16 protein-coding genes are annotated in these 26,340 nt (G+C 38.7%); 9 read left to right on the top strand and 7 right to left on the bottom strand.

The features are described from left to right. Positions 1-239 precede the first annotated feature (239 nt). The gene (locus tag MM214_RS03105; RefSeq protein ID WP_241291873.1) at positions 240-1,412 is read left to right on the top strand and encodes a molybdopterin molybdotransferase MoeA; all 1,173 of its coding nucleotides are present in this window, start codon (positions 240-242) and stop codon (positions 1,410-1,412) included. Between the two features lie 5 nt (positions 1,413-1,417). Next, positions 1,418-2,005 carry a molybdenum cofactor guanylyltransferase gene (gene mobA, locus MM214_RS03100; RefSeq protein WP_241291871.1) on the top strand — a complete coding sequence of 196 codons (588 nt, stop codon included), beginning with the start codon at positions 1,418-1,420 and terminating at the stop codon, positions 2,003-2,005. 51 nt (positions 2,006-2,056) lie between these two features. Here mobA and MM214_RS03095 read toward each other — a convergent pair whose 3' ends face one another. The 4 genes from MM214_RS03095 to nirB form a co-directional block, all read right to left on the bottom strand. Then, on the bottom strand, positions 2,057-2,737 hold the full coding sequence (locus MM214_RS03095) for a response regulator transcription factor (protein WP_241291869.1): 681 nt from the start codon (positions 2,735-2,737) through the stop codon (positions 2,057-2,059). Between the two features lie 23 nt (positions 2,738-2,760). After that, positions 2,761-4,449, bottom strand: a complete 1,689-nt coding sequence (locus MM214_RS03090) for a sensor histidine kinase (RefSeq protein WP_241291867.1) — start codon at positions 4,447-4,449, stop codon at positions 2,761-2,763. A 323-nt stretch (positions 4,450-4,772) separates the two neighbouring features. After that, positions 4,773-5,153, bottom strand: a complete 381-nt coding sequence (gene nirD / locus MM214_RS03085; RefSeq protein WP_241291865.1) for a nitrite reductase small subunit NirD — start codon at positions 5,151-5,153, stop codon at positions 4,773-4,775. A 347-nt stretch (positions 5,154-5,500) separates the two neighbouring features. Beyond that, positions 5,501-7,999, bottom strand: coding sequence for a nitrite reductase large subunit NirB (gene nirB, locus MM214_RS03080; RefSeq protein ID WP_241291863.1), 2,499 nt, complete (start codon positions 7,997-7,999; stop codon positions 5,501-5,503). Positions 8,000-8,186: 187 nt separating this feature from the next. On the opposite strand from nirB, the gene cobA reads away from it, so the two are divergent. Continuing rightward, a complete protein-coding gene (gene cobA / locus MM214_RS03075; RefSeq protein ID WP_241291861.1) occupies positions 8,187-8,951 on the top strand; it encodes a uroporphyrinogen-III C-methyltransferase in 765 nt (254 codons plus the stop codon). A gap of 61 nt (positions 8,952-9,012) precedes the next feature. Here the strand turns inward: cobA and MM214_RS03070 are convergent, their stop codons facing one another. From MM214_RS03070 to MM214_RS03060, 3 genes are read right to left on the bottom strand one after another with little or no spacing between them, the layout of a single operon-like run. Further along, positions 9,013-10,470, bottom strand: a complete 1,458-nt coding sequence (locus tag MM214_RS03070) for a rubredoxin (RefSeq protein ID WP_241292021.1) — start codon at positions 10,468-10,470, stop codon at positions 9,013-9,015. Beyond that, on the bottom strand, positions 10,470-13,973 hold the full coding sequence (locus tag MM214_RS03065; RefSeq protein ID WP_241291859.1) for a nitrate reductase: 3,504 nt from the start codon (positions 13,971-13,973) through the stop codon (positions 10,470-10,472). Before MM214_RS03065 ends, MM214_RS03070 begins: the two co-directional genes overlap by 1 nt. Positions 13,974-13,998: 25 nt before the next feature. Next, positions 13,999-15,342: a NarK family nitrate/nitrite MFS transporter gene (locus MM214_RS03060; protein ID WP_241291857.1), complete on the bottom strand. Its 1,344-nt coding sequence runs from the start codon at positions 15,340-15,342 to the stop codon at positions 13,999-14,001. A 390-nt stretch (positions 15,343-15,732) separates the two neighbouring features. Here MM214_RS03060 and MM214_RS03055 point away from each other — a divergent pair, with 390 nt between their 5' ends. The 6 genes from MM214_RS03055 (at position 15,733) to MM214_RS03030 (ending at position 26,214) form a co-directional block, all read left to right on the top strand. Beyond that, complete coding sequence (locus tag MM214_RS03055) at positions 15,733-17,064, top strand: hypothetical protein (RefSeq protein WP_241291855.1); 1,332 nt, start codon at positions 15,733-15,735, stop codon at positions 17,062-17,064. A 278-nt stretch (positions 17,065-17,342) separates the two neighbouring features. After that, on the top strand, positions 17,343-19,772 hold the full coding sequence (locus MM214_RS03050) for a TonB-dependent receptor (RefSeq protein ID WP_241291853.1): 2,430 nt from the start codon (positions 17,343-17,345) through the stop codon (positions 19,770-19,772). A 244-nt stretch (positions 19,773-20,016) separates the two neighbouring features. Continuing rightward, positions 20,017-22,395 carry an outer membrane beta-barrel family protein gene (locus MM214_RS03045; protein WP_241291851.1) on the top strand — a complete coding sequence of 793 codons (2,379 nt, stop codon included), beginning with the start codon at positions 20,017-20,019 and terminating at the stop codon, positions 22,393-22,395. A 166-nt stretch (positions 22,396-22,561) separates the two neighbouring features. Then, positions 22,562-24,931 carry a TonB-dependent receptor gene (locus tag MM214_RS03040; RefSeq protein ID WP_241291849.1) on the top strand — a complete coding sequence of 790 codons (2,370 nt, stop codon included), beginning with the start codon at positions 22,562-22,564 and terminating at the stop codon, positions 24,929-24,931. A 231-nt stretch (positions 24,932-25,162) separates the two neighbouring features. Beyond that, a complete protein-coding gene (locus MM214_RS03035) occupies positions 25,163-25,489 on the top strand; it encodes a DUF6686 family protein (RefSeq protein ID WP_241347866.1) in 327 nt (108 codons plus the stop codon). Between the two features lie 26 nt (positions 25,490-25,515). Continuing rightward, positions 25,516-26,214: a DUF4198 domain-containing protein gene (locus MM214_RS03030; protein ID WP_241291845.1), complete on the top strand. Its 699-nt coding sequence runs from the start codon at positions 25,516-25,518 to the stop codon at positions 26,212-26,214. Positions 26,215-26,340: the final 126 nt, after the last annotated feature.

The raw sequence follows: 26,340 nt of genomic DNA, 5'->3' as shown, positions 1-26,340 counted from the left end.
ATGGTTTGCTATAGTACCGACCCATCTTTTTTTTATCAAGTTTTGTTGTCAAACTCAAAATAGAAAGCTTTCATAAACCTTCCATAGAAATTAAATGTAATTCATAAGCTGAAAAAACAGAGAACACCTGTCGTAACGACGTAATAATACTTATTTTTTTAAGTATTATTACTTGTTTTTACTTATTTTTTTTAACTTAGTGCAGTGATTAGACACTTCATATCTAACAAACTCGAGTAATGATTAGCGTAAAAGAAGCAAAATCGATTCTGAAAAACACCTGCCCTATAGGCGCTTGTGAACTGCAAGACCTTAATCTCGCCGTTGATAGCATCACCGCTAAACCTATAAAGGCTTCAATTGAAATCCCTGCCTTTGACAACGCTGCAATGGACGGTTATGGCATTGCGTGGTCTTCTGATGACAACTATCAAGTCGTCTCAACTATTCAAGCGGGTTCTAAAAAAATCAATAATATAGCCTCAGGTCAGGCCTGTAGAATTTTTACAGGTGCAAAAATACCTCAAGGTGTAGATACCATAATTCCCCAAGAATTGATCAAGAGAAAGGAGGACACAATATACTTTGACAAACAAAGAATTCAAAAAGGAGCTAATATAAGGCTAAAGGGCTCTCAAAACAGGGCTGGAGATACGCTAATTGATCAAGGAGTGCTTATTACTCCTGGCATTTTGGGTCTACTAGCCTCAGTAGGCATAGACAAAGTGTCTGTTTATAAAAAACCAACTGTAGGCATAATTCTTACTGGAAATGAAATAAAAACAGTAGGAAGTGAACTTGAGGAGGGTGAAATTTATGATGCGAATGGACCGATACTTAAAGGCTTTCTACGTCAACTTGGAATAAATACTGTGGAAACGGTTAACCTGAAAGATGATGAAAAACTAACTTCCCAAACCTTGGTTCGCTTTCTAGCTAGCCACGACATCATCATCGTGTCTGGTGGAATTTCTGTTGGAGAATATGATTTTGTAAAACAAGGTATGCAACAAGCTGGTGTGAAAGAATTGTTTTACAAGGTAAGTCAAAGACCAGGAAAACCATTTTATGCAGGGGCTAATTCGGGTAAATTGGTCTTTGGACTACCGGGAAACCCTTGTGCTGTCTTCACTTGCTTTTCACAATATATCAAACCATCAATTTTACAGTGGATGGGGCATTCTGATTGCTGGGAACCTTCGGGTTTCTTACCACTAGAAAATACATTCTCTGGGAAAAATGGATTTACTCATTTTTTAAAAGCTAAAAAATCACAAAATGGAGTGTCAATTCTTTCTGGACAAGAATCATTTAATCTTTTTGCTTATGGAGAAGCTAACGTCACTGTCGAAATTCCAGCAGAACATTCCATCAAAGCTGTTGGAGATAGGGTAGCATACTACAACTTATAAAAACTATGAAGCCAAAAAACATAGAAGCATTCATATTGGCTGGGGGCAAAAGCTCTAGAATGGGTCAGGATAAAGGACTAGTTAAAGTCCTGGGTAAAGCGATGATTCAGCACCTTATAGAGAAATTGAATCATCTTCACATCCCTTGTAGCATCGTCAGCGACAATGTCAACTATAAACCATTTGAAAGACCATGTTTCAAGGATATAGTCGAGAATCGAGGGCCTTTAGGAGGGCTCTTTACAGCCCTGACATTTGCTCAAAAAAAACATATACTTCTTTTGAGTTGTGATACACCACTGATCCCAATACAAGCGTTGACCTATTTGCTTGATAAGTCCTTAGAACAACAAATCAATGTCAGCTCAATAGCGGGTAGGTATAATCCTTTATTTGCTATTTATCCAACATCGGTATTGGATTTGATTGTTACTTGCTTAAGAGGTAATAAGCTCAAAATGCAAGATTTTATTAAAAAATCAATTCATCAAGAAATTCCCTTAGATCAATTGGTGGCACCAAGCCCTTTTTTATTTACAAACTTCAACAGCAAAGAAGATTTAGAAATCATTCCTTTTGGACTGATTTTATGAGCTTGTTTTTTTTTACCATCATCATAATCCCGATGTAAATTACTTTTCCTATTATAGTCCTATGGCTCTCATCAAATCACCCTCTTCATCTACTTTTTTGATCAACTCAACTACATTGTTGACTTTAAGCTTTTTCATGATATTGAATCGATGTGACTCAATGGTTCGAACACTTTTTCCGGAAGCAGCTGCGATATCTTTATTCCCTATTCCTTGATAGATTTGCTTTAAGATCTCCTTCTCTCTTTGAGTCAAATCATAGTTTTTCTCTTTGCTGTTTCCTGAAGCTGTATTTTTGTTATTCACTTTATTCAAATAGGAGTTGACCAAAACATTGCTAATATCACCACTAAAATACTTCCCCCCATTAAACACCAACCTGATGGCTTTTAAAAACTCTTCTTTGGAAGTATCTTTCAGCAAATAACCTGCAGCTCCAGACTCTACAGATTTGATAATATAATCTTCGTCGTTGTGCATGGACAAAACCAGTGCTTTGGTATGTTGCGAGTAAGCATGTAGTTTGCTTGTAGCCTCTAATCCATTCATATTGGGCATTCTAATATCTATGATCAAAATATCTGGATTCTCAGCTTTAACCACATCCAATGCTTCCAAGCCATCAGAAGCTTCACCAACCACTTTGATTTCCTCTTCACTTTCCAGAAGCATTTTTATTCCATTTCTTACAACCACATGGTCATCAGCTAGCACTACTCTTATGTTTTCCATAAAATCATCTTTGGGTTTAGAACCTAATTTTCCAACTCAACTTCTACTCTTATACTTGTACCATTGCCCAATGAGGTAATTAATTCAAAATTACCATTTATAAGGCTTACCCTCTCTTTGATATTGAAAATCCCATGACCTGAAGCCGTGAAGTGCCCATCTTGCTTAAGCTTTTCATAATCAAAACCAATCCCATCATCTACCACCTCAATGTGAAGAAATTTTGCATTGTGGGACAATTTTATGGTGATTTGAGAAGCATCTGCATACTTAATAGCATTGTTAACTGCCTCTTGTACGATTCGGTAAAGGTTATTTTCTATTTTTGAATCTAATCTGGAGATAAATCCTGATAGATTTTCGAAAATAACGGGAATTCGTGAAATCTTACTCATTTCTTGACTGAATTTATTCAATACAGAGGCAATACCGTGGTCAGACAGGATCACAGGGGTCAGGTGAAATGAAACCCTGCGGACTTCTTTGATTACCTTACCAATCAACTCTTTGGACACATCTAGGCGAATCACTTCTTGCTGAGTTTTAACATCATTGATTCCATCTAAGCTATATTTTAGTGCAGTGAGGTACTGCCCTATTCCATCATGTAAATCCCTTGATATCCTCCTTCTCTCTTCTTCTTGCCCTTCCAAAATAAGCGAAGATCGATATTGTTGTTCTTTAAGTTTCTTTTCAAGATTTTCGCGGTGAATCTCTTGAGACCTGGCTCGTGCCTCCTTCACCGTAGTCATGTCAGTGGCTGTAAAAAGTATCTCTGAAACCTCCCCTGACTTCTCTAGCAAAGGTGTTAGATACATATCAAGCCAAATAAAATCCCCTTCTTGATTAAAAAGGCGTAATTCTCCTTCCCAAGACAATCCTTTAGACAAAATCTCCTTAATTTTTGACACATAAATCTCCTCTACACCTTGCTGAACCAACCAATCAAAAAAGTTTTGAGGTGGATTTGAGAATTGCATGACGCCTTTAAAATGCGCTGATACCATCTTAAATTCTCCTTGAACATCAAATTTACCAAAGAGCTGTAATTCATTATGGAGAGGCTCTGTATCAACGATCTCTAAGTAAGAATTCTCTAAAGTCTCATATAATGATGCTAGTTCTAATGCCATAGACTTTGCCTTGGCTTCTCCTTCTGACAATTTGATGAAATTATCTCTTATCAAGACAGCAGAAGGCCAAAATATAAACCTAACCTCTATTAAAATTAAAAGGAATGTAATCCCAAATAACCAAAATTCTACTTTTCGCAAACTCAGTACTTTTTGATGGGCATTTCTATCAAAAGTGTATACTATTTGATCCATTCCTGCCAAAAACACCCTTTCATTAGCAAGAATTTGGTTGATCCAAAGGTCATCATAAGCATTGGGCCATCTTCCTTGCTCCACCCAGGTCAGTATGCTAGACACATTGCTTACCATTGAATCGAAATTTTCTTGGATCTCCTCAAAGTAAGTCTTGATTTTATCATCTGAAATACCCTTCAATCCTAAGCTAGCATCTCCAAACTGTAGAGCTTCGTGTGTTTTTTGCCAAACCAATAAGCTTGATTCAATTTCAGTTTTGTATTCATTTACCAACACACTATCATCCGTTGTTGTCAAAATCAAAGCCGATTTTGCAATTCTTTGACTAAGCATACGCTGTCTTCCCGAAAGGTTTATTTCAACAGAATCGGTGGTTTGCATCGATATATGATGTTGAAGGAGCACTTGACTGACAACGATGGTCAAGCCTATTGCTGATAAAGCAATAAGGTATCTCCAACGTAAATTTTTAAAGGTCAGGCGTCCAGAAACCACTTTCTTCATGTTAAAAACTATTCAATAAGATCAAATTTAGGTAATAATACTTAAAACCTACCAATTAAATATATAATATACCCAGTAACACCTGCATAACAAGGACTAAAGCTTAACATTTGCTTTTCTGCATCCAGAGGGTAAGTAACTTCATGCTTTTCCATTCTCTTATTTATTTTCAAAGAAAGTAAGAGGAAGAAGCAAAGAAGTTAATAGCTCCTGTCAAAACCTACGTATACATGACCTTCCTCTACTTTAACTGGGAAGGTTTTGATACTATATGCCTCCTGATTCAGGTTTTTACCCGAATGCAATGAAAAACTTTTTTTATGAAAAGGACAAGTCACTTTTGGTTCATCTTTGCATGATCCTGTAAGTCCTCTGGCCAGTGCCATTTCTTTCTTATGTGGACAAAGGTTTTGGCATGCATACCATCGTTGTTTGTTATCAAAGTTGAAAACAGCCACTTGATAGTCTTTGTATTTTATACATGCCCCACCATCGTCTGGAAAGTCACTTACCGCTGCGGCTTTATACCAAAATAGAGCGTCATGTTGTTTTGAATTCAATGTTTCCACTAATGCTGACATAGTTTTATTTTTAAGAATTACAGAAATTTGCTAGCATAGAAATGCTTGAATATTATAATTTATGATTGTACGCTGCTTTGCCAGTAAATCAATTCATTGGCTCTTTCGGTGGCTAATGGTCAATATCCACAAATATCAAATATCAATTAATATCGGTATTTAGGTAAATCGGATTTTCTCAATGTTACTGGCAAAGTTCCGTATATACATATTATAATTTTAAGGGTTTTGGGTTTTGCTAATAGACTAAAAGCTATGTTTCGAATTATGAATAAGTCTGAATTTCATTGCAAATCAATCGCTAGTCAAACAATAATGTTTCTACATTTTTGTTTTTAGGGATTTATTCAGTCCTGTGAAAGCTCAGGTATTTTTTGGCCTCTTAACTCTTTAAATTTAATAGAGGGGTCTCCCTCATTTGAATTGACAAAAGGCTTGAATTTAGCTCTCAATTCAGGATTGTTGACGACTTCTTTCCATTCACATGCATAAGTGTCAATCACAAATTGCATTTCCTTTTCCAACTCATCTCCTATACCCAATACATCGTTTACTACGACATCTTTTAGATACGCTATACCACCTTCTAACTTATTTAGCCAAGTAGCAGTACGGTTCAGTGGTTCTGCTGTCTTGATATAAAACATCAGGAACCTATCGATGTATTTGATGCAGGTTTCACTATCAATATCATTTGCTAATAATAGCGCATGTTGTGGCTTAGTCCCTCCATTTCCACATACATATAAATTCCACCCTTTCTCAGTAGCAATGATCCCAAAATCCTTGCTCTGTGCTTCCGCACATTCTCTGGTACATCCAGAGACTGCGCTTTTCAACTTATGAGGAGACCTAAGTCCTCTATACCGCTCCTCTATTTCTATTGCAAAAGAGACAGCATCTTGCACACCGTACCTGCACCACATCGACCCAACACAGCTTTTGACCGTTCGCAATGATTTACCATAGGCATGTCCACTTTCAAAACCTGCATCAATCAATCTCTCCCAAATATCTGGTAGTTGCTCTACCCGTGCACCAAACATATCTATGCGTTGACCTCCTGTGATTTTTGTGTATAAGCCGTAGGACTTGGCTATCTCTCCTATGACAATCAGCTTATCAGGCGTAATCTCACCCGCAGGGATTCTGGGAACTACCGAATATGTCCCACCTTTTTGGATATTTGCTAAAAATCGATCATTGGTATCCTGAATGGTATCCTGCTTGGTGATGTGTTCATTCCATGTACTGGCCAATAAGGAAGCGACAAGCGGCTTACAAATTTCACAACCATCTCCTTGCCCTACCTCAGCGAGCAAGACTTTAAAGGACCTTATTTGCTTCACTTTGATGATATCCAAAAGTTCTTGCCTGGTATACTCAAAATGTTCACAAATAACATTTTTTACCACCTTACCCATGGTTTTGAGCTGATACTTGAGCAAATCATTCATCAAAGGAAGGCAGCCACCGCATCCTGTTCCGGCTTTAGATTTTGATTTTAACTGACCTATATCTTCAATTCCACTAGCTATCATTCCACATAGCTCTGATTTACAAATGTTCTCACATGAACAAATCTGAGCTGAATCAGGAAGTGTATCTAAGCCTAAACCCGACCCTGCTGCATGGTCTCCCCTACTTCCTAGTATCAGGTCTTCAGGATTGGGTGGTAACACCAGTTGATTTTGTACGATTTGCAAAAGCATACCATAAGACGAAGTGTCTCCTACCAAAACCCCACCTACAAGTCTTTTTCGTGCTTTGGAAATATTGATTCTTTTATAAATTCCTTTTACCTTATCCTCAAAAACAATGGTTTCCACAGACTCTGATTCACCTAAGGGATCTCCAAAGCTACCTACCTCCACACCAATCAACTTTAACTTGGTGGACATATCAAATGATGTGAATGGTGTCACTTCTTGTCCCATTAGCTGATTCGCAACCTGCCTGGCCATTTCAACACCTGGAGCAATCAGACCGTAAACGAGACCTCCAACAGATGCCGCCTCACCTATTGCAAAAATGTTAGGGTCGGAAGTTTGTAACTTATCATCAACTACAAAACCACCTCTATCATGAACTTGAAGACCACAAGTTTGAGCCAATTCATCCCTAGGCCTAATGCCCGCTGAAATAATCAACATCTCCGTTTCAAGGGTAGTACCATCTGCAAAGGCTAAACCTGTTATTGCCTTATTTCCAGTAATTTCAGCTGTCATTTTACTCAAGTGAATCTGAATCCCCAGTTGTTCTAACTTAGTTTTTAACAAATGGGCTCCAGCTTCATCCAATTGTCTTGGCATTAACCTACTTGCAAATTCTACTACATCAGCGCTCAATCCCATGTCTAAAACAGCTTTGGCAGCTTCCAATCCTAAAAGTCCACCTCCAATCACTGTTGCACTTTGTACCTGTTTACCATAAGACATGATATGTTCTAAATCTTCTAAGGTCCTGTACACAAAAACCCCTTTTTTGTCTATTCCTTTGATATTTGGAACAAATGCACCTGAGCCAGTCGCTAGGATTAAATAATCATACTCAAAGGCTTCTCCTTTATGTGAAATTACAGTTTTTGCCTGCCTATCAATACCTACAATAAGTTCTTTGATTCTTAAGTCTATGCCATGTTTTTCATACCAACTCAAAGGCGCCATATATAATTTCTCAGCATTTGTTTCTGAAAAGTATGAACTCAAATGAACCCTATCGTAGGCTGGCCAAGGTTCTTCTCCAAACACAGTTAATGTATAATGCGCTGTGAAATTTGAAGCTACGAGCTTTTCACAAAACTTATAACCAACCATGCCATTCCCAATTACAATGATCCTTTTCATATTCATCAATTTTTATTCTTAATGTAAAACTTCAAAATCGAAGCATAGGTAATCCCATAAACCGAATTGATAAAATTTCAGTACATACACTTAACTTCCCCGCTAATTTAAAACATATTTTTAAAATAAATAAGTATTTTTAAGTATTATTACTTAAATTTATACGCAAGAAACAAAATAGAAGGTCATGAATACGGAAGCAAAACTTACTTTAGTGGGAGCTGGGCCAGGTGATCCAGAACTGATCACCTTAAAAGGTCTCAAAGCCATACAATCAGCCGCTGTCATCCTATATGATGCATTAATCAACGAGGCATTATTAGATCATGCCCACCCAACCTGTTTAAAAGTTTTTGTAGGAAAAAGAGCAGGCCACCATTATAAGCAGCAAGAAGAAATCAATGAAATGATTATAGGCTATGCACGAGCAATGGGACATGTCGTCAGGTTAAAAGGTGGAGATCCTTTTGTATTTGGCAGAGGTCATGAAGAAATGGAATTTGTTTCAAGCCATGGAATTCCAAGCACCTATATCCCAGGAATTAGTAGCGCATTGTCAGTACCAGGTCTAGCTGGTATTCCGATCACCAAAAGATTGATCAATGAAAGTTTCATGGTTGTTACTGGAACTTTAAAAGACGGAAGTCTCTCAAAAGATATCAAAATGGCTGCCCAATCAAACACAACTACCATCATTCTAATGGGGATTAACAAACTTGATCAAATCATAGAAATTTTCAAAAAAGAGCGAGGAGGAGATGAACCTATCGCATTGATCCAACATGGCTCACTTCCCCAAGAGAAGTCATTATTCGGAACACTTTCAGCTATTTCTGATTTACAAAAGATTGAGCAAATTACTTCGCCAGCTATTATCATCATAGGTCAAGTTGTCAAAGAAAAATTGGAGCATAACAGCTATTTGATTGACCAAAACCTTCAGGCTATTTAGCAGTAGAGACATTTAACTTGTGTACAAATCAAATGCTTTCTCCTGTATATGGGTAGACTCCTCAAACTTCACGATAGGCAGATTTCGGGCTATCACAGACAGGGCAGGAATATTCCTGTCCAAGCGTTGAAAAAGAAGTACCTTCCTGTATATCAGAAACAGGATCGCCAAGCGCTTCATCATAAATAGTAAGGCAAGAAGCACACTGGAATTTCTTGAATCGTTTGGTAGACACAACATGAACTTTCTTCTTTTTCTCCAACATCAATTTATCCTCTTCTAATTGATCATAATACTTTTGGCTCAGTTCAATCAGCACATTGGGTACAATGGCAAGAGGAATATTTTTCACAAAATAGAAGTACTCCGATTGATTGGGATTGAAACCCTTAGCATACATCACATTAAATGTAACAGGATCTTTTTCGCTTTTCGGTTCACATTTTTCAATTACTATCGCTGTAAAAAGCACCATGTGACTTACTTTGATAGAAAAAGACAAACCATAGGTACTAATGTCCTGCTTGTCAAGTGCTCTGACAAGGAAATCTTTGATGTCCAATGCTTCTCTATTAAGTACTGGAATATGCCAATTCAACTCAAGTGCAGAATGCCTGATATTGATGCCAAATTTCCCTAGGAGCTTTTCCCAACTCAGCCTCTCTTTTTCTGAGATCCCCCTAACAATCAAAGACTTCCATGGGGTCAAACTCAGGGTACCAATATTAGTCTCCATACATAACTTACATAATGCTTTTAAAAAACTTATACTGAACCTATTGTTGCGCCAATAAAGCCCCAACCAATATTTACCTCCAGCGATCCTATTCATCCCTTCATAATAAGGAGTTATCGTTTCTGTAAATTGCAATTCTTCCTCCCAAGGATGACAATTAAGTTTCAAGCCTTCCATTGCTTTTTGGTATATGGATTCATAGCCTAGGCTGGATGATAAGGGATCCAAGGCCTCAATTTTCTTAGCAATCTGTGCCAATTCAAATCCAAAAAACAACATAGGTGCACACCAAGGCTTTTGGTCGATTTCAGAAAACCTCAAAAACATGTACCAATAATTCTCTTGTCTGGAAGCTACAAAGTTTACATTTCCAGTAAATAAGGGCACTAAGTTTTGAACTGGATCTGTTATATTAATCTTCAACTTTGGCTGGTAATCAAAGGTATCCAAAATGTAATGATAAATATGTGATGCCAACCACTGTGTGGTAGGCATAACGTCTAACGAAGTATAGGAGGTCACTATATTTTGATAAGCCTCTTTGTCTGTGTCATATCCAATATTGATAGACTGAAAGGTCTTATCTAATACCTCTACATGCTTTTTGACCACAGGAAAAAGAATATCTTGTCTTGAACCAAGATGCACATAGGCACTACCCTGCTCATGAGCTACTTGAATGATTTTATTGAAATCTCCTGGAGATATAATACCCCCCTTGACAAATACCCTAACCAAGTCTGACTTTTCGATAGGCTTTAAATCATGCTTATTTTCTACCATCACACTGTTTGTAATTGACTATTTTCTAAAAGTAAATTTTTAATCTCTGGCTTGCAACTTCCACAACCTAAACCAGCTCCTGTTACCTGACAAATCTCTTGAAGACTTTGTACTCCTTGTTGAATCGCTGCTTCAAGGTTACCCTGACCTACATTGCCACAGGTACAGACAATCTTACCAATGGGAGCGGCGTGGCTAGATTTACCCCTTAGCAATTCTTTCCTTTTATCTGAAAGTTCTATTCGATCTTCGATAAGGCTTTTGAATTCGGAAAACTCTGATTTATCACCTAACAATATAGCCCCTACTAACCTATCTTGATAGACTATACATTTTTTGTAATACCTCTGAGAAGTATCCATAAGTAATATTTCCTCATACCCCTCTTGGTTGGCTGGCACTTCAGGAATACCAATAGAACAAAGGTCTAGGTCAGCAAACTTCAATATGTTCATAGGGACTGTACCATCATAAGCACTCAGCTCATCTCCATTGATGTACCTTGCTGCTACTTCAGCATGCTGCTCAGCAGCTGCCGTGATACCATTGAGCCGTTGATTGTATTCTGCTATTTCCCCCAAAGCATAAATAAAAGGATCTGAGGTTTTCATGTGCTGATTGACTTTGACACCAGCCCCACAGGCTAAACCTATCTCTTTGGCCAACTCCATATTGGGTCTTGTACCTATGGCGTAGACTACAGCAGAACAGTCCAAAATAGCACCACTCTTGAGATGTACTTTAAGCCCTTTTGGATTTACTTGTTCTAGTTTATACACTTGATTATTCAAGTATAAACCTACCCCCATCTCTTCAATTTTATCTTTCAACAGGGCACTAGCGACCGGATCCAGCTGCCGCTCCATCAACCTAGAGGCAAGCTGAATCACAGTCACTTGTATATCTATTTCACGAAGGGATGCTGCTAGCTCTAATCCTAACAATCCCCCTCCAATGATCACTACATGTCCTTTTCCATTGAGGTAATTCACCAAATCATCGGCGTGGTTTTTACTCCTCATAGTAAAAATGCCCGGCAAATAAACAGGAACATCTGCTGGTACAAATGCCCTACTTCCTGTGGCCAATATCAATACATCATAAGGGTGTTGGTTTCCTGACTCATCTAAGACAAATTTATTTTCAGCATCAATTTGCTCAATTCCATTTTTCACAAATAACTTAACATTAAGTTGCTTTAGCTCCCCCACTTTGAGCTTTTGAAGCTCTGCCCAAGTCTTGTGTTTAGATACATAATCTGGCAATAAGACTCGGTTATAGAAAGGGTGTTCCTCTTTGGAAAACACCGTAATTTCATCAACATCATTCAATTCTCTATAAGTCTGAATGAACCTGTAGGAAGCAGCGCCTGCTCCTACCACTACAATTCTTTGTTTTGGCTTTACAAATTTACTCACCTGGACAGCCGAATATTTAAAATCTGGCTGCTTGGAAACTGGATCTATGGCATTTCCAGTGAGGTTATTGGTTCTGGCAAAGTCACTTCCAAAAATTCTTCCCCAGTGCATGGGCAAAAAAACCACCCCTTGTCGAATATCAGCGGTAATTTTTATAGGTAATTTAACTTTTCCTCTGCCTCCAGTCACCACGACCGTATCGTTTTCAACCAGCTTTCTTGCTTGAGCATCCAAGGGGTGAATTTCAAGATAAGGTTTTGAAATGTGCTGCTTCAACTTACTGACTTTCCCTGTTCTGGTCATGGTATGCCATTGGTCTCTGATTCTTCCCGTAGTTAGTATAAGAGGAAATTCCTCGCTCAAAGGCTCATTTGTCGCTATATTTTCTCCAATACTGATTTGTGCGCGCTGATTTGCCGTGAAGAATTGCTTATCTAGAAACAGGCGTGATGTCCCTTTACTAGCTGTTGAAGTGAATGGCCATTGAACAGTACCTCTTTCTTTTAGTATAGCATAACTCAATCCTGACACATCTATGTTGGTACCTTTGGTAAGCATACAGTGCTCCTGAAAGACCTCTGACATTTCACCATAGTCAAATCCCTTAAACCCCATCTTTTTGGCAAATCGAATGATTATCTCCGCATCAGGCAAGGCTTCTCCTGGTGCTTCCTTGACCTTTCTGAGGTAAGAAACTCTCCTTTCCGAATTAGTCATGGTTCCCTCTTTTTCTGACCAACCTGCTGCCGGCAAGACCAAATCAGCATAAGGTATAGCTTCTACCTTATTGGAAATGTCTTGAACTACTACAAATTTTGCATTCTTCAAAGCTTTTTCAACCTTGTTGGTATCTGGAAGACTAACCAAAGGATTGGTGCAAATAATCCAAATGGCCTTCATCTCCCCTGATTCCAGTGCATCAACCATTTGTGTGGCAGTAAGACCGGGCGAAGCAGCGATATCCTCCACGCCCCAAAAATCAGCAACTTCTTTTCTGTGTTTTGGGTCTGCTAGCTTTCGGTGTGAAGACAGCATGGTGGCCATCCCCCCAACTTCCCTTCCTCCCATGGCGTTCGGCTGACCCGTAAGGGAAAATGGCCCCGATCCAGGCTTTCCTATTTGACCTGTGATCAGGTTGAGGTCAATCAATGCCAGGTTCTTAGCGACCCCGTCAGCACTTTGATTGAGCCCCATGGCCCACATGGTCAAAAAACCCTTAGCTTCTCCAATATACTTAGCTGCCAATTGGATAGCTGGGATTGGTATCCCACAAACCTGCGAAGCTACTTCAAGGGGAGTTTGCATCACTTTTTCAAAGTACTTCTCAAATCCATCCGTATGATTTTCAATAAATTCCCTATCTACAGCTTGGTTTTCAATCAGACAACGACCCATGGCGTGATATAGGGTCACATCTGTACCAGGGATAAGTTGCAAATGCAAATCGGCCAATTGACAAGTTTGAGTTCTCCTAGGGTCTACGACGATGACCTTTACATTGGGATTGGTTTCTTTATGCTTTTCTACCCTTCTCCACAGAATGGGATGGCACCAGGCAGGGTTAGCACCAGCAACCATGATACAATCGCTTAACTCAATATCCTCATAAGTTGTAGGGACTACATCTTCACCCAAAGTCAATTGATAGCCCATCACCGCTGAGCTCATACAAAGCCTAGAGTTTGTATCAATATTGTTGGTCTTTAAAAAACCCTTTGTCAGCTTATTTATCAAGTAATATTCTTCTGTGAGACATTGCCCAGAAACATAAAACCCTACCGAGTTTGGCCCATACTTCTTTATCAGAGAGGTAAACACGGCTGCAGCCCTACGCATGGCACTTTCCCAATCCACCACCTTCAATCCATACCCCTTCCCTTCTCTCATCAAAGGAGTCAGTAACCTATCCGACTGATCTTCTACCACATAATGAAGGTTCATTCCTTTGGAGCATAGCATACCCTGATTTACCGGATGGGTTTCATCTCCAGTAACCTTAATACCACCTTTTTGATCACGGCTGATTACCACTCCACAACCTACCCCACAATAGGAACAAGTACTTCTAAAACTATCTGATTTCATAAGACTGATCAGTTACAATAGCCCATTAGGCAGGCTCTAAAATCCCTTTGCTTGCTTCAATGTTCTCCATTTCTTCAGCAGCTACTTTCTCCTCTGAAGTTGAAAATTTAATAACCAAAGTAGTGCTTGAAATTGCTATCACAATCAAGCCGAGTATCCAAAGAATATCAGGATAAGACAGGTTTTCAGACCTGAATAAAAATCCAGCCATTACGGCACCGGCATTCCCTCCAGCACCCACTATTCCCGATACGGTTCCGATGGCTTTCTTATTGATAAAAGGCACGACAGAATAGGTAGCTCCTTCAGCCATTTGAACAAACATGCTGAAAATAACCATGGTACCAATTGCTAAAAAGAGTACTGTCATTTGAGAAAAAATCAACAACGAAACCCCTTCAAGCAACAAAACAACTCCTAAGATCCACACCCTTCCTTTCAACCCCCATTTCATCCCAGCTTTATCTCCCAAGTATCCTCCTGTAGACCTTGCAAATAAATTCATCAATCCAAACAAACCTGCGATTAGTCCCGCTGTTTTCAAGTCCAAATTAAAGTAATCATGGTAGTAAATAGCTGCAATGTTATTTAAGGTCAACTCAATCCCAAAACAAGCCCCGTAAATTAAAAACAATGCCCACACCCTCTTGTCTTTAAGTGCAGTAACAAAAGCACCTTTGGACGCTTTCTTGCTTTCTCTAGCTAGCGTTTCATTTTTCTTTAGGTCCTTAAAATTCCCTTCTGGCAAATCAGTGGTGTACTTATAATACAACACCCCACACACCACCATCAGGATCCCAGGAATGATCATTGCCAACCGCCATGCTTGTACATCAAGATAACCTAGGCTAACAAAAAGCCCAAATAATAATGGCATCACAATTTGGGTAACACCTCCACCTAAATTCCCCCACCCTGCTGAAGTAGCATTGGCTGTCCCCACAATATTGGAAGCAAACATCACTGAAGTATGGTATTGCGTCACTACAAATGCCGCTCCGATAGCACCGATAGCTAATCTAAATATTAAAAAACTCTCATAGCTATTACTAAGTCCAATAAACATCACCGGGATAGCTCCCAAAATTAACAAATAGGTATAGGTAATTCTGGGACCAATACGGTCAAGCAACCACCCAATAAACAGCCGCGCAACTATGGTAACAGCTACGGAAGATATAATAATGTTTCCAATCTGGGTCTTGGTAAGTTCCAATTCCTCTCTGACCACCGCCATCAATGGCGCAATTCCAAACCAACCAAAAAAACAGAGAAAAAAGGCTATCCATGATAAATGAAATGCCTTCATCTGTGGAGTTTTAAAATTGAGTAAATCAATGCGTGTAGCCTTGTTTGATAGATTTTTCATGGCAATAAAGTTTAAGTTGTTTGACAATTTTTTATTTAAATGGTCAGATTGGGTCTTTCTACTGATTGGCAAGATATAAATTTTTAATAAAATTAAGTATTATTACTGAAAAAATTACATACATTTATTAAGTATTACAACTTAATCTTATAAGTACATATATTTCTCACACACTAAAAAGTGCCTGAAAATGAATAAAAACCATGAATAATAAAAAAAAGAAGATTAAAATACCTTGCTAATTAGGTTTACTACTTAAAAAAAAAATAAGTAATAAATGGTGATAAATCCAGAAATGAGACAATCGGATCTTGAATCATTGATGGTACTGAAACAATACTCCCAAAAAGCTCTAGGAATTCAAAAAGAAACTTTAAAGCAAAAATCAAAATGAAAAAATCTACTACACTTTCCTTCATGATTATCATAGCGGCTATGGCCATTATCTTAGAATCCAAGGCCCAATTCAATGTTGATGGCCAAATCATTCAGCGCACTGAATACCGAAACGGATTTGGAAACTTGATAAGTAAAGACCAATCTGCAACAGTTTTTACAGCACATAGGGCAAGATTACAGGCTACATATCAAACTGAAAACTTGAAGTTTTACATGAGTATACAAGATATCAGAACTTGGGGCAGTACACCACAGATCAAGGCAACAGACAATTTTCTTTCCTTGCATGAAGCCTGGGGAGAAATCAACTTGACCGAAAACTGGGCGATTAAATTAGGCAGGCAAGAATTGAATTATGATAATTTCAGGTTCTTAGGAAATTTAGATTGGGCACTACAAGCTAGGTCACACGACTTTGCACTTGTTAAATATGAAAAAAAGTTCATGAAACTTCATTTTGGTGGTGCATACAATCAAGCTGAACAGACACTCATTGAGCAACCTTACCTCATTCCTCTTCAATATAAAACAGCCCAAATGGCAAGGTATGAAAACAAATGGGGCAAGTTTATGTTTTCGGCACTTGCCTGGAACGATGGTAGATATTGGCAAGAAATCGATAATCTAGGGAACACGCTGGCAGACGGAATCAGGTATAGGACTACCATAGGATTCCCAACTTTAAAATATCAAATTGGTGACACAGAGTTTTCTGGATTTTATTACCATCAAGTAGGGCAAGACAATACCGGGGTAAGCGTCAACGCTTATAATTTCAATTTAAACATCAAACATTCCTTTATGAATAAAATGGTAGCAGGTAGGCAGTGGACAATTTCTGCAGGTGCAGAACATATAAGCGGTACTGGCAACTTGACTTCATCCATAAACACTTCATATCAGCCACTCTACGGAACAAACCACATTTTCAATGGATATATGGACCTTTTTTATGTCGGTGGAAGACATGAAAATACTGTAGGTTTGGAAGATTATGCTATAAAAACGCGCTTCACTTTAAACCCAAAGTTCTTCATTCAAGGCGACTATCATTTCTTTCGTGCACATAGCCTAGTTTTTGATTTGAGAGAAACAAGTCCTCCACTTTTGAATCGTAACTTGGGTAGCGAAATTGATTTCACTTTTGGCTGGCTTATCAACGATGCCTTATCGATTCAATCTGGGTATAGCCAGTTTTTTTACTCAGATACCTTCGCCTATTTGAATGGAAAAAACATGCTTAAGTCTTCCCAAAACTGGGCTTACATCATGTTGATCATCAGGCCTACGATGAAAAATAAATTTATTGGTATATTCCTGTAGGCATTACTCCCCACAAGGTAAATCCATAGATCCAACTATCCCTAGGTCTTGGCTAAAAACTGTGCCTTAAAAGCTAAAAATACACACATGCATCAGACTAACCCATCATTAATATAATCAATAGGATCTCTAAAATCATAGATTGAATCATGATTTAAAAGAAAAATGGCTTTAAAATTTCCATAGAAAAATATTATTTAAAATAATTCTAAATAATAAACAATCAAACACGTAAGATCTATACATTTGTGTTAATTTAGATTTAATCCAAATAAAAAATGAATAGATTATTACACAACACAGTGGAGTTAAAAAAACTTCTCCTGCTGACATTAAGCATTCTCATCAGCCTACATTTACCCGAAAATGTAATGGCACAGCACCAAACCAATATAGGTGGTGTGGTGAAAAACAATAAAATGGAACCTTTACCATTTGTGAGCATAAAGCTAAAAAACACGGTTATTGGTGCAACTACTAATGAAATGGGGTTTTTTGAAATCAAAGGGTTAAAACCTGGAAATCACACTTTGATTTTCTCTTATGTAGGCTATAAATCACAAGAGCGTGAGGTGGTCATAGGTACACATGAAACGTATTACCCAATTGAAGTAATACTTCAAGAGGATGGAAATCAGCTGACAGAAGTAGTAGTTAGCGACGGAAAGATAAATCCTTTTGATGGAAAGGCATCAGAATATCCAGCCAGAATGCCCTTATCAAATCTTGAAAACCCACAAGTTTATAATGTGGTCACGAAAGAATTGATGAGAGAGCAACAAATTGTTGGTTTTGACGATGCATTAAAGAATGCTACTGGAGTTCATAAGCTCTGGAGTGCTACAGGAAGAGGGGGTGACGGTGCAGGATATTATTCCATGAGGGGCTTCAGTGTACAACCAAGCCTGATGAATGGCGTTGCAGGCATATCAAATGGTAGTCCAGACCCTGCCAATATAGAAAAGATTGAAACAATTAAAGGACCTTCAGGAACCCTATTTGGTGGGAGTATTATTTCCTTTGGAGGTTTGATCAATATAGTCACCAAAAAACCTTACGAAGGCTTTGGAGGTGAAATTTCTTATACAGCAGGTACTTTTGGTCTAAACAGGATTACGGCAGACATCAATACGCCACTGGGAGACAGTGAAAAAGTTCATTTGCGTATGAATGCGGCTTATCATCATGAAAACAGCTTTTTAGATGCTGGGTTTAGAACAAGCAAATTTTTAGCTCCTTCCCTATCCTACAACGTAAATGAAAGGTTATCATTTTCAGTACAAACAGAATTTTATCAGGCTGAAAATACCAATCCACTGATGATATTCCTCAACCGATCTAGACCTTTAACAGCTAACTCCCCAGCGGGACTTGGACTAGATTTCAATAGGTCCTACACAAGCAATGACATTACTATACAAACCCCAACGACAAATATTTATGCACAAGCAAATTATAAAATTTCTTCTAAATGGACTTCTCAAACCAATATCTCTAGAAGCCTAAGGCAGGCAGAAGGGTTTTACCAGTACTCCATGTTTGCTATGCCAGGAGACTCCTTACTTACGAGGTATGTCAGCCTTCAAGATTCCAAAAACTTAGTTACTACTATCCAACAAAATTTTATTGGAGACTTCAGTATTGGTTCACTAAGAAATAGACTTGTCGTGGGCTTAGATTATTTCCATCAGCAAGGATTAAATAACAACTCAGCATACATTCCATTTGATACTGTTAGTACTTTAAGGGCAGATCCCAGATACATTCAACTTACCAGGTATGCCCTAAATGCACGCTTAGCGAACAACCAAAACCCTTCTAAAATTGAAACCAATGTATATACCTACAGTGCCTATTTCTCAGATGTAATTAATTTGACTGAACGCATGATGGCCATGATGAGCCTGCGATTAGATAGGTTTGACAATAAAGGCTCATACAACCAAAGGACTAACACCACAAGTGGAGAATACATGCAAACAGCCCTATCGCCAAAACTTGGTCTTGTCTATCAATTCCTGAAAAAAAAGGCATCCATTTTTGGGAATTATATGAATGGTTTTCAAAATATTGCCCCAATCACTCAACCTGATGGATCTGTTGAAATTTTCAATCCGCAGCATGCTAACCAATGGGAGCTAGGGGTCAAAACAGAACTTTTTGATGGTAAAATAACAGGAAGTGTTAGTTATTATGACATTTATGTCAAGAATGTAACCAGACCTGACCCAGATCGAATTGGTTTTAGTATTCAGGATGGCAATATTTCCAGCAAAGGGCTAGAATTTGAGGTGATTGCTAATCCAATTAATGGATTAAACATATTGGTTGGTTTTACCCACAACGAGAGCAGAAATGATCGAACAGCTGAGGGGATCAATGGTCGACGTCCTGTATCAGCTGGTCCAGAAAACTTAGCAAATGCATGGGTAAGTTATAGCATCAGCAATTCAAGACTTCAAGGTCTAGGCTTTGGGGCTGGCTTCAACTACGCCTCTGAAAACCACATCACTAATTCTCAAGCTACTGGAATTTTCACCCTACCAGCATATACCGTAATTGGATCAACTATATTCTATGACACAACTCACTACAGGTTAGGCCTAAAAATAGACAACCTTACCAATCAACAATATTGGGGAGGATGGACGACCATAGAACCACAAATGCCAAGGAGAATCTTAGCTTCAATGGCTTTCAAATTTTAAAACAAGTTTGCTAAAACAAACCAAGTAGCTTCACCATAGGTGCTAATCAACACCATTTGAACCTTTCAAATTCAGGTTGAAGAAATTTGAATTTTGATTCGGACAAGCTTTCTAAGCTAAAACAATGATCAGTCTTTCTCTCAGGCAAAAGGTCGGTCGTCCCACACAAACTAATCCTTACTTCAACACTCACAAATAGCATACATAAAGCCATTATTTAGGTATGCGCTAAACATCCAAAATCATGAAAACCATTATAAAATTATTCTTAATTGGAATGATGTTGATCAATGGTACATCATCAATTGCCCAACAAGATGCATTTAATATCACAGGGATTTTAAAATCAAAAGATACAAACCAGCCTGTTGCCTATGCCACAGTAATGCTTAGATCCAGTGAAACTCATGAAATGCTAGCTGGAACCACAAGTTTTGAAAATGGTAGCTTTACGATCTCAACTACTTCCAAATCGTTTTACTTGGAGATCAGCTTCATTGGCTATACTACAAAAAAGGTTCAGCGCCCTAACACAAACTTAAACGAAATAAATCTCGGTATTATCCTTATGGAAGAAGATAGCCAGACTTTGGATGAGGTGGTGATTCAAGGCGAAAGATCTCGTATAGAATTTCAATTGGACAAGCGAGTTTTCAATGTTGGTCAAGACATCAGCAGTACTGGGGCTAGTGCATTACAAATACTGAACAATATCCCTTCAGTAAGTGTCAATATTGAAGGACAGATCAGCCTGCGAGGAAGTCAAGGTGTTCGCATTCTTATCAATGGTAAACCTTCCGTTTTAGCAAGTGAGCAGGGCAATATCATGGGCACCATCACTGCTGACATGATCGAAAGCATTGAAGTCATTACCAACCCTTCCGCCAAATACGAAGCTGAAGGTACTTCAGGCATCATCAATATCATCCTCAAAAAAGAAGGAGAGAAAAACTTAAATGGTTCCATAACCCTCAACACCGGGATTCCAAACAATCACAGCCTTGGTCTAAGTCTCAACAAAAGGACAGATAAAGTCAACCTTTTTGCGCAATTGGGTGTGGGCTACCGAACCTTTCCACATCACAATGAGACTTTGAATAGGGACATTGTAAACAACTCAGAACTACACACACTGAGTGATAGAGACTTCAACGAGGAGTTTTATAATTTGATACTTGGAACTGACTATCGGATCAATAATTCAACAGTCATCAGTCTTTCAGGTCAATTTGCTTATGAAAAGGAGACCACTGACTCCAAAAGTGATTATACACTCAAAAACCTAGAGGGTCCCATTACAGATATTTGGTACAGAAAAGAAGACTCCTATGCTGACAACCCAAAATGGCAAGGGGAATTCCAAGTTAAAAAGGATTTTGATGAGTCAGGCGATCACAGCCTCTTGGCCAGTGCCACTGGGGCATTCTTCCGAAAAGATCAGGTCTCAGATTTTCAAAACAATACTATCCTAGGAAACATACCCAATGCTCTACAAAAATTGAATACAGATTATAAAGAAGGCATCTATACCTTTAAATTAGATTACACCAGGCCATTTTCATCCTATTATGAGCTTGAAACGGGAACACAGTATGTTATCAATGGCGTATCCAACGACTTTGCTGTCCTTGATCAACTTGAAGATGAATGGATTCCTGATCCAAATTTCACAAATGTATTTGTGTTCGATCAGGATGTATTGGGACTCTATAGTACCATTTCCAGAGAGAAAGACAAATGGGGAGCAAAACTTGGGTTACGGTTTGAATATACAGCTCTGGATACCCGACTTGAAGAAACACAAGAGAAAAATAGACAACGCTATGGTGATCTCTTCCCTACGGTGCATACTTCCTACAAATTTTCAGACAAATACTCCCTGCAGGCGGGCTACTCTGCAAGAATATTCCGACCAGGGCTCTGGGAATTGAATCCTTTTTTTGCTTTGCAGGACAATTTCAACATCTATACAGGCAATCCAAACTTAGTGCCTGAATACACTGATTCTTATGAAGTGACCTCAATCTATCACTTGGACAAAGTATCTTTCAATATAGGGGTATATCAGCGCATTACTACCAATGTAATAGAAGAAGTGTTGACTGTGGAAGACAATATAAGCATTAGAAAACCAGATAATGTAGGCCTAAGCCGAACAACAGGCTTGGAATTCAACAGCAAATACACCCCATGGGACTGGGCAACAATCGATATTGATTTGAACTACAATGCTTTTTCCAGAAAAGGCACTTACAACCAAGAAACTTTTGGATTCTCTGGTGACCGCTGGACTTCAAGGGCTATGGGAAAGATGAAATTACCAGCAAACTTTGACTTCGAAGCTACCTGGACATATGAATCTGCCTATGAAACCCTGCAACTTGATATACTGGACAATTACTTCTTAGACTTAGGCTTGCGCAAAAAACTACTCAAGGGAAAGGCAGTAGCAAACTTAAGCGTTAGAGATGTTTTTGCGACCAGAAGGTTTAGGGCTGTTTCATCTCGAGAAGACCTTGAATTCAACAGACTTGGAATGTCTGGAAGGTTTATCACTTTAGGAATTAGTTATGGCATTGGTAAAGGAGATGCCATGGAGTTCTCTGGGCAAAAGCGATTTTAATCACTCGGTAGGTAAATCTAAAAAATACGCTTATACCCTCTCTATTAAATGCAGTTCAGTTGTTCTGCATACCGCATTTTATAGGAGAATTTAAACGACTCAACGGGTGGATACAGTAAGCCCAAAACCAATTTTCCACTAATCCTCAATGCTAACTCAAACAAACATGAAGACATTAATTTGCAGGCTGCAGACAGCAGACAGGAAATCATTTACGCTCTACTTGATAATTTTGATCAATATAATATGGATATCAAGTAGTCAAGCCCAGCAAAACACGGCCGCAATCCAAGGAAAAATGCTCACTGAAAAAGGACTGCCCCTCCCCTTTGCCAATGTTCACCTCAAAGACAAAAACAAAGGTGCACTTACCGATGAAGAAGGTCTTTTTACTATTGATCAAGTATCCCCAGGGAAATACATTTTGGTTATCTCCCATTTGGGTTATGCAACAAAAGAAATCCAACTCAAACTGGAAAAAGGACAGGTGCTGAACATCCCCCCTTTAAGCCTTTTGGAAAATGGAAGTGACTTGGTGGAGTTTACCGTAACTGATTCGAAAATAAATCCTTTGGCTAACAAAAACACCCATTATGTAGCCAGAATGCCATTGGAGAACTTGGAGAACCCGCAAGTTTACCATGTGGTGAGCAAAGAACTGATAAAGGAGCAGGTCATCACAGACATCGGGGAGACTGTCAGAAATGCACCAGGCGTAGTTCCCATCACCTATGCATCCGGTGGATTTGGGACAACATTCAGGGGATTCAGTACAGGAATCAATGCCAGAAATGGCATGGAAGCGGCCACGGGTCGATCCAGTCTTGACATTGCAAATGTTGAGCGAATTGAAATATTGAAAGGCCCATCTGCAACATTGTTTGGTGCCAATGTATCTTCTTTTGGAGGAGTAGTCAACTTGGTGACAAAAGCGCCTATGGAAGAAAGGCAAACCGAAATTACCTATACAACAGGAAGCTTTAACCTGCACCGCATTGCTGCAGACGTAAATACGCCGTTAAATGAAGATAATACAGTATTACTACGGGTTAATACAGCCCTGAACCGTGAAAAAAGTTTTATGGATTATGGTTTCAACAATACCTTCATCATTGCTCCGAGTTTGTTGTACAAGGCTTCTGAGCGACTAACTATAACCTTGGACTTGGAATATTTCAATGCAATCAGTACCAGACCGCAATATTCCAGGTATGCCCCCAACGCTGGAATTACCAGCCCCAGACAACTTCAAATTGGTTATAGAACATCCCTATACCATGAAGATGCAGACTCACAAACTGCCGCAACAAAGCTATTTGCTCAAGCCAAATACCAACTGGGTAAAAACTGGACTTCCACCACTTTGCTTTCCTTCCTCAATGAAGATGTCAAGCATAGTTACCAAGCTCAGCCAACATGGATCTCCCCAACTGAAGTCGCCAGATCGGTTGGTATGTGGGGGCCCATCTATGCAAACTACACCAACTTACAGCAAAACTTCAACGGTGAATTCCAGACAGGTAACATTGGCCACAAAGTACTTATAGGTGCTAATCTGAGGGCATTTGATTCCAGAAGTGAATACTCCACAACAGATGGTTTTATTGATACTGTCAATGTAACCAATGATTTCAGACCACTTAGAAGATTTGAAATGGATTCGCAATTGATACCGAGATTTTTCCCAGGCTGGCATAGCCACAATGATCTTACGCACAGTGCATACATCGCAGATGTCATTCAATTAACAGACCGCTTATCCACTATGCTAAGCTTGAGATTGGATCATTTCAAAAGACCTGATGACGGCGATGTTGCCGGCTTTGAGCAGACAGCCTTAGCACCTAAGGTAGGGATTGCTTACCAAGTGCTAAAAGACAGGGTTTCTGTGTTCGGTAACTACATGAGCGGATTCCAAAATCAGGCTCCCAGGATGCAGCCAAACGGCCAACAATTATCCATAAACCCGGTTTTTGCCACCCAATCCGAGGGAGGTATCAAAGCTGAAGTTTTTGAAAAAAAACTCAGTACCACAATCAGTTATTATAATATCGCCATTGACAATGCTGTTCGTATAAATGCAGATGGATTTGCCATACAAGATGGCCAACAAGTAAGTAAAGGACTTGATTTTGAGCTTATCGCCAATCCAATCACTGGGCTAAACCTTGTTACAGGCTATGCTTATAATGACAATAGAATAAACAAGGCAAGTGATGAATCCATAGCAGGTAACAAGGCCAATGATGCACCTGAACATGTGGCAAATTTCTGGGCTTCATATACTTTCCAGCATAAGTTGAAAGGCTTTGGCCTGGGTTTCGGAGGTAACCATGTAGGAAGCACTTACATGTTTACTGACAATGTATTTACCATTCCTTCTTATACGCTATGGAATGCAACTGTATTCTATGATCAAACGAATTGGAGAATTGGCTTAAAGCTTAACAATATAACAAATGAACAATATTGGTCATTTTGGGGAGTGGCACAAGCACCAATGAATTTTGCAGCAAACCTCAGCCTTAGATTCTAAGATTACCCTATATTGTTTGATTGACTACTCAGGAAAACTCTTTTAGATTCCCTTATTAGTAATCCACTTTTGGTCAATTGAAAAGCATATAGAATCTCTTTCATTTCTCTATGATATTTCAAAGTTAATAGAAAAATTTTATTTAAAATTATTCTAAATAATATGACGGACAAGTGTAGTTCTTCTTATATTTGTTTTTATTAATACTTAATCTAAATAAAAATAATTCATATGGGCACATGTAAAACTGAAGTCATTCTTATGAGGGAGGGGTTTATACTAACCCGTTGTGAACATTGTGACAAGTACAGCTTATTGTACAACCAAATCATGATACAAATGAACGCTCTTGATTTTGAAGCATTCACTCAGTATGTGTCATACATAGAATTTGAGTTGCACTACTTCCCCTTCTTTGACGGTATTGACAGGGTATTGCTAGAGACTTTTGATCCTTCCATTCAGTTTACCCTAAAGGAAGAAGAGTTCTATAGGCTAAAAGGCTTCCTTGAAGAAGCAAAAATTCAGCTTGCTATTTCCTCATTACTCAAACAATAATTACTAAATAAATCACAAAAGAAAATATGAAAAAGAAAATCAACCTTCTACTGGTTACTTTCCTCGCATTTGTAGGAAGTGCATCGTCTCATGCTTTATGGATAGAGACAGACGCAAACGGTCAGCTCAAAATCAAACAAGAAATTAAAATATTCTATGGAGAGTATGCCGAACAACATATTGAACCTATAGCTGATTGGTATTCGGACGTAAAAAACTTTGATCTTTGGCTGGTCACTCCTTCTGGAAAAAAACAAAAGATAGAAACCAGTCCATTGGAGAATCACTATTTGGCATATTTCACACCAACTGAAGAAGGATTGCATCAAATATTCATCAGCCATGAGGCCAAGGACTTAGGAGGAAAAACCCTCTATCAGTTTAATACCACAAGTATTGTAAAAGTTGGAAATACCAAAAATAAACTTAATCATGAGCACTTAAACATAGACTTAAAACTTATTCCTCATGATAAAAATATTTTCACCGTGTATTTTAAAGGAACACCTGAGCCCAATGTCGCAGTTGAACTTACAGGCCCTTCTGGTTGGACAAAGGTTTTCCAATCTGATGCCAATGGAAAGATATCGCTAGAAACCCCTTGGGAGGGCAGCTACATGCTAGAGGCTACAAAAAGCAGCAAAGAATCAGGAGAGCATCATGGCAATGCCTATGAAAGTGTCTGGAGATGTGCAACTATTAAGATTGACTCACTTTTTAATTGATCTTTTACTTTCCCGCAAGTTTGACATGCTTGCGGGATACCCTCTTTGTCAGTCAAAATAAACCTATTCTTCTTCCTCAAAATATAATTATCATAGATACAAACCATACTTTGAAAATGTATACAA

Source organism: Belliella kenyensis, assembly GCF_022549675.1.
GTDB lineage: Bacteria > Bacteroidota > Bacteroidia > Cytophagales > Cyclobacteriaceae > Belliella > Belliella kenyensis.
The sequence above is the reverse complement of the archived record's forward strand: the minus strand, read 5'-3'. Positions and strand labels throughout refer to the sequence as shown.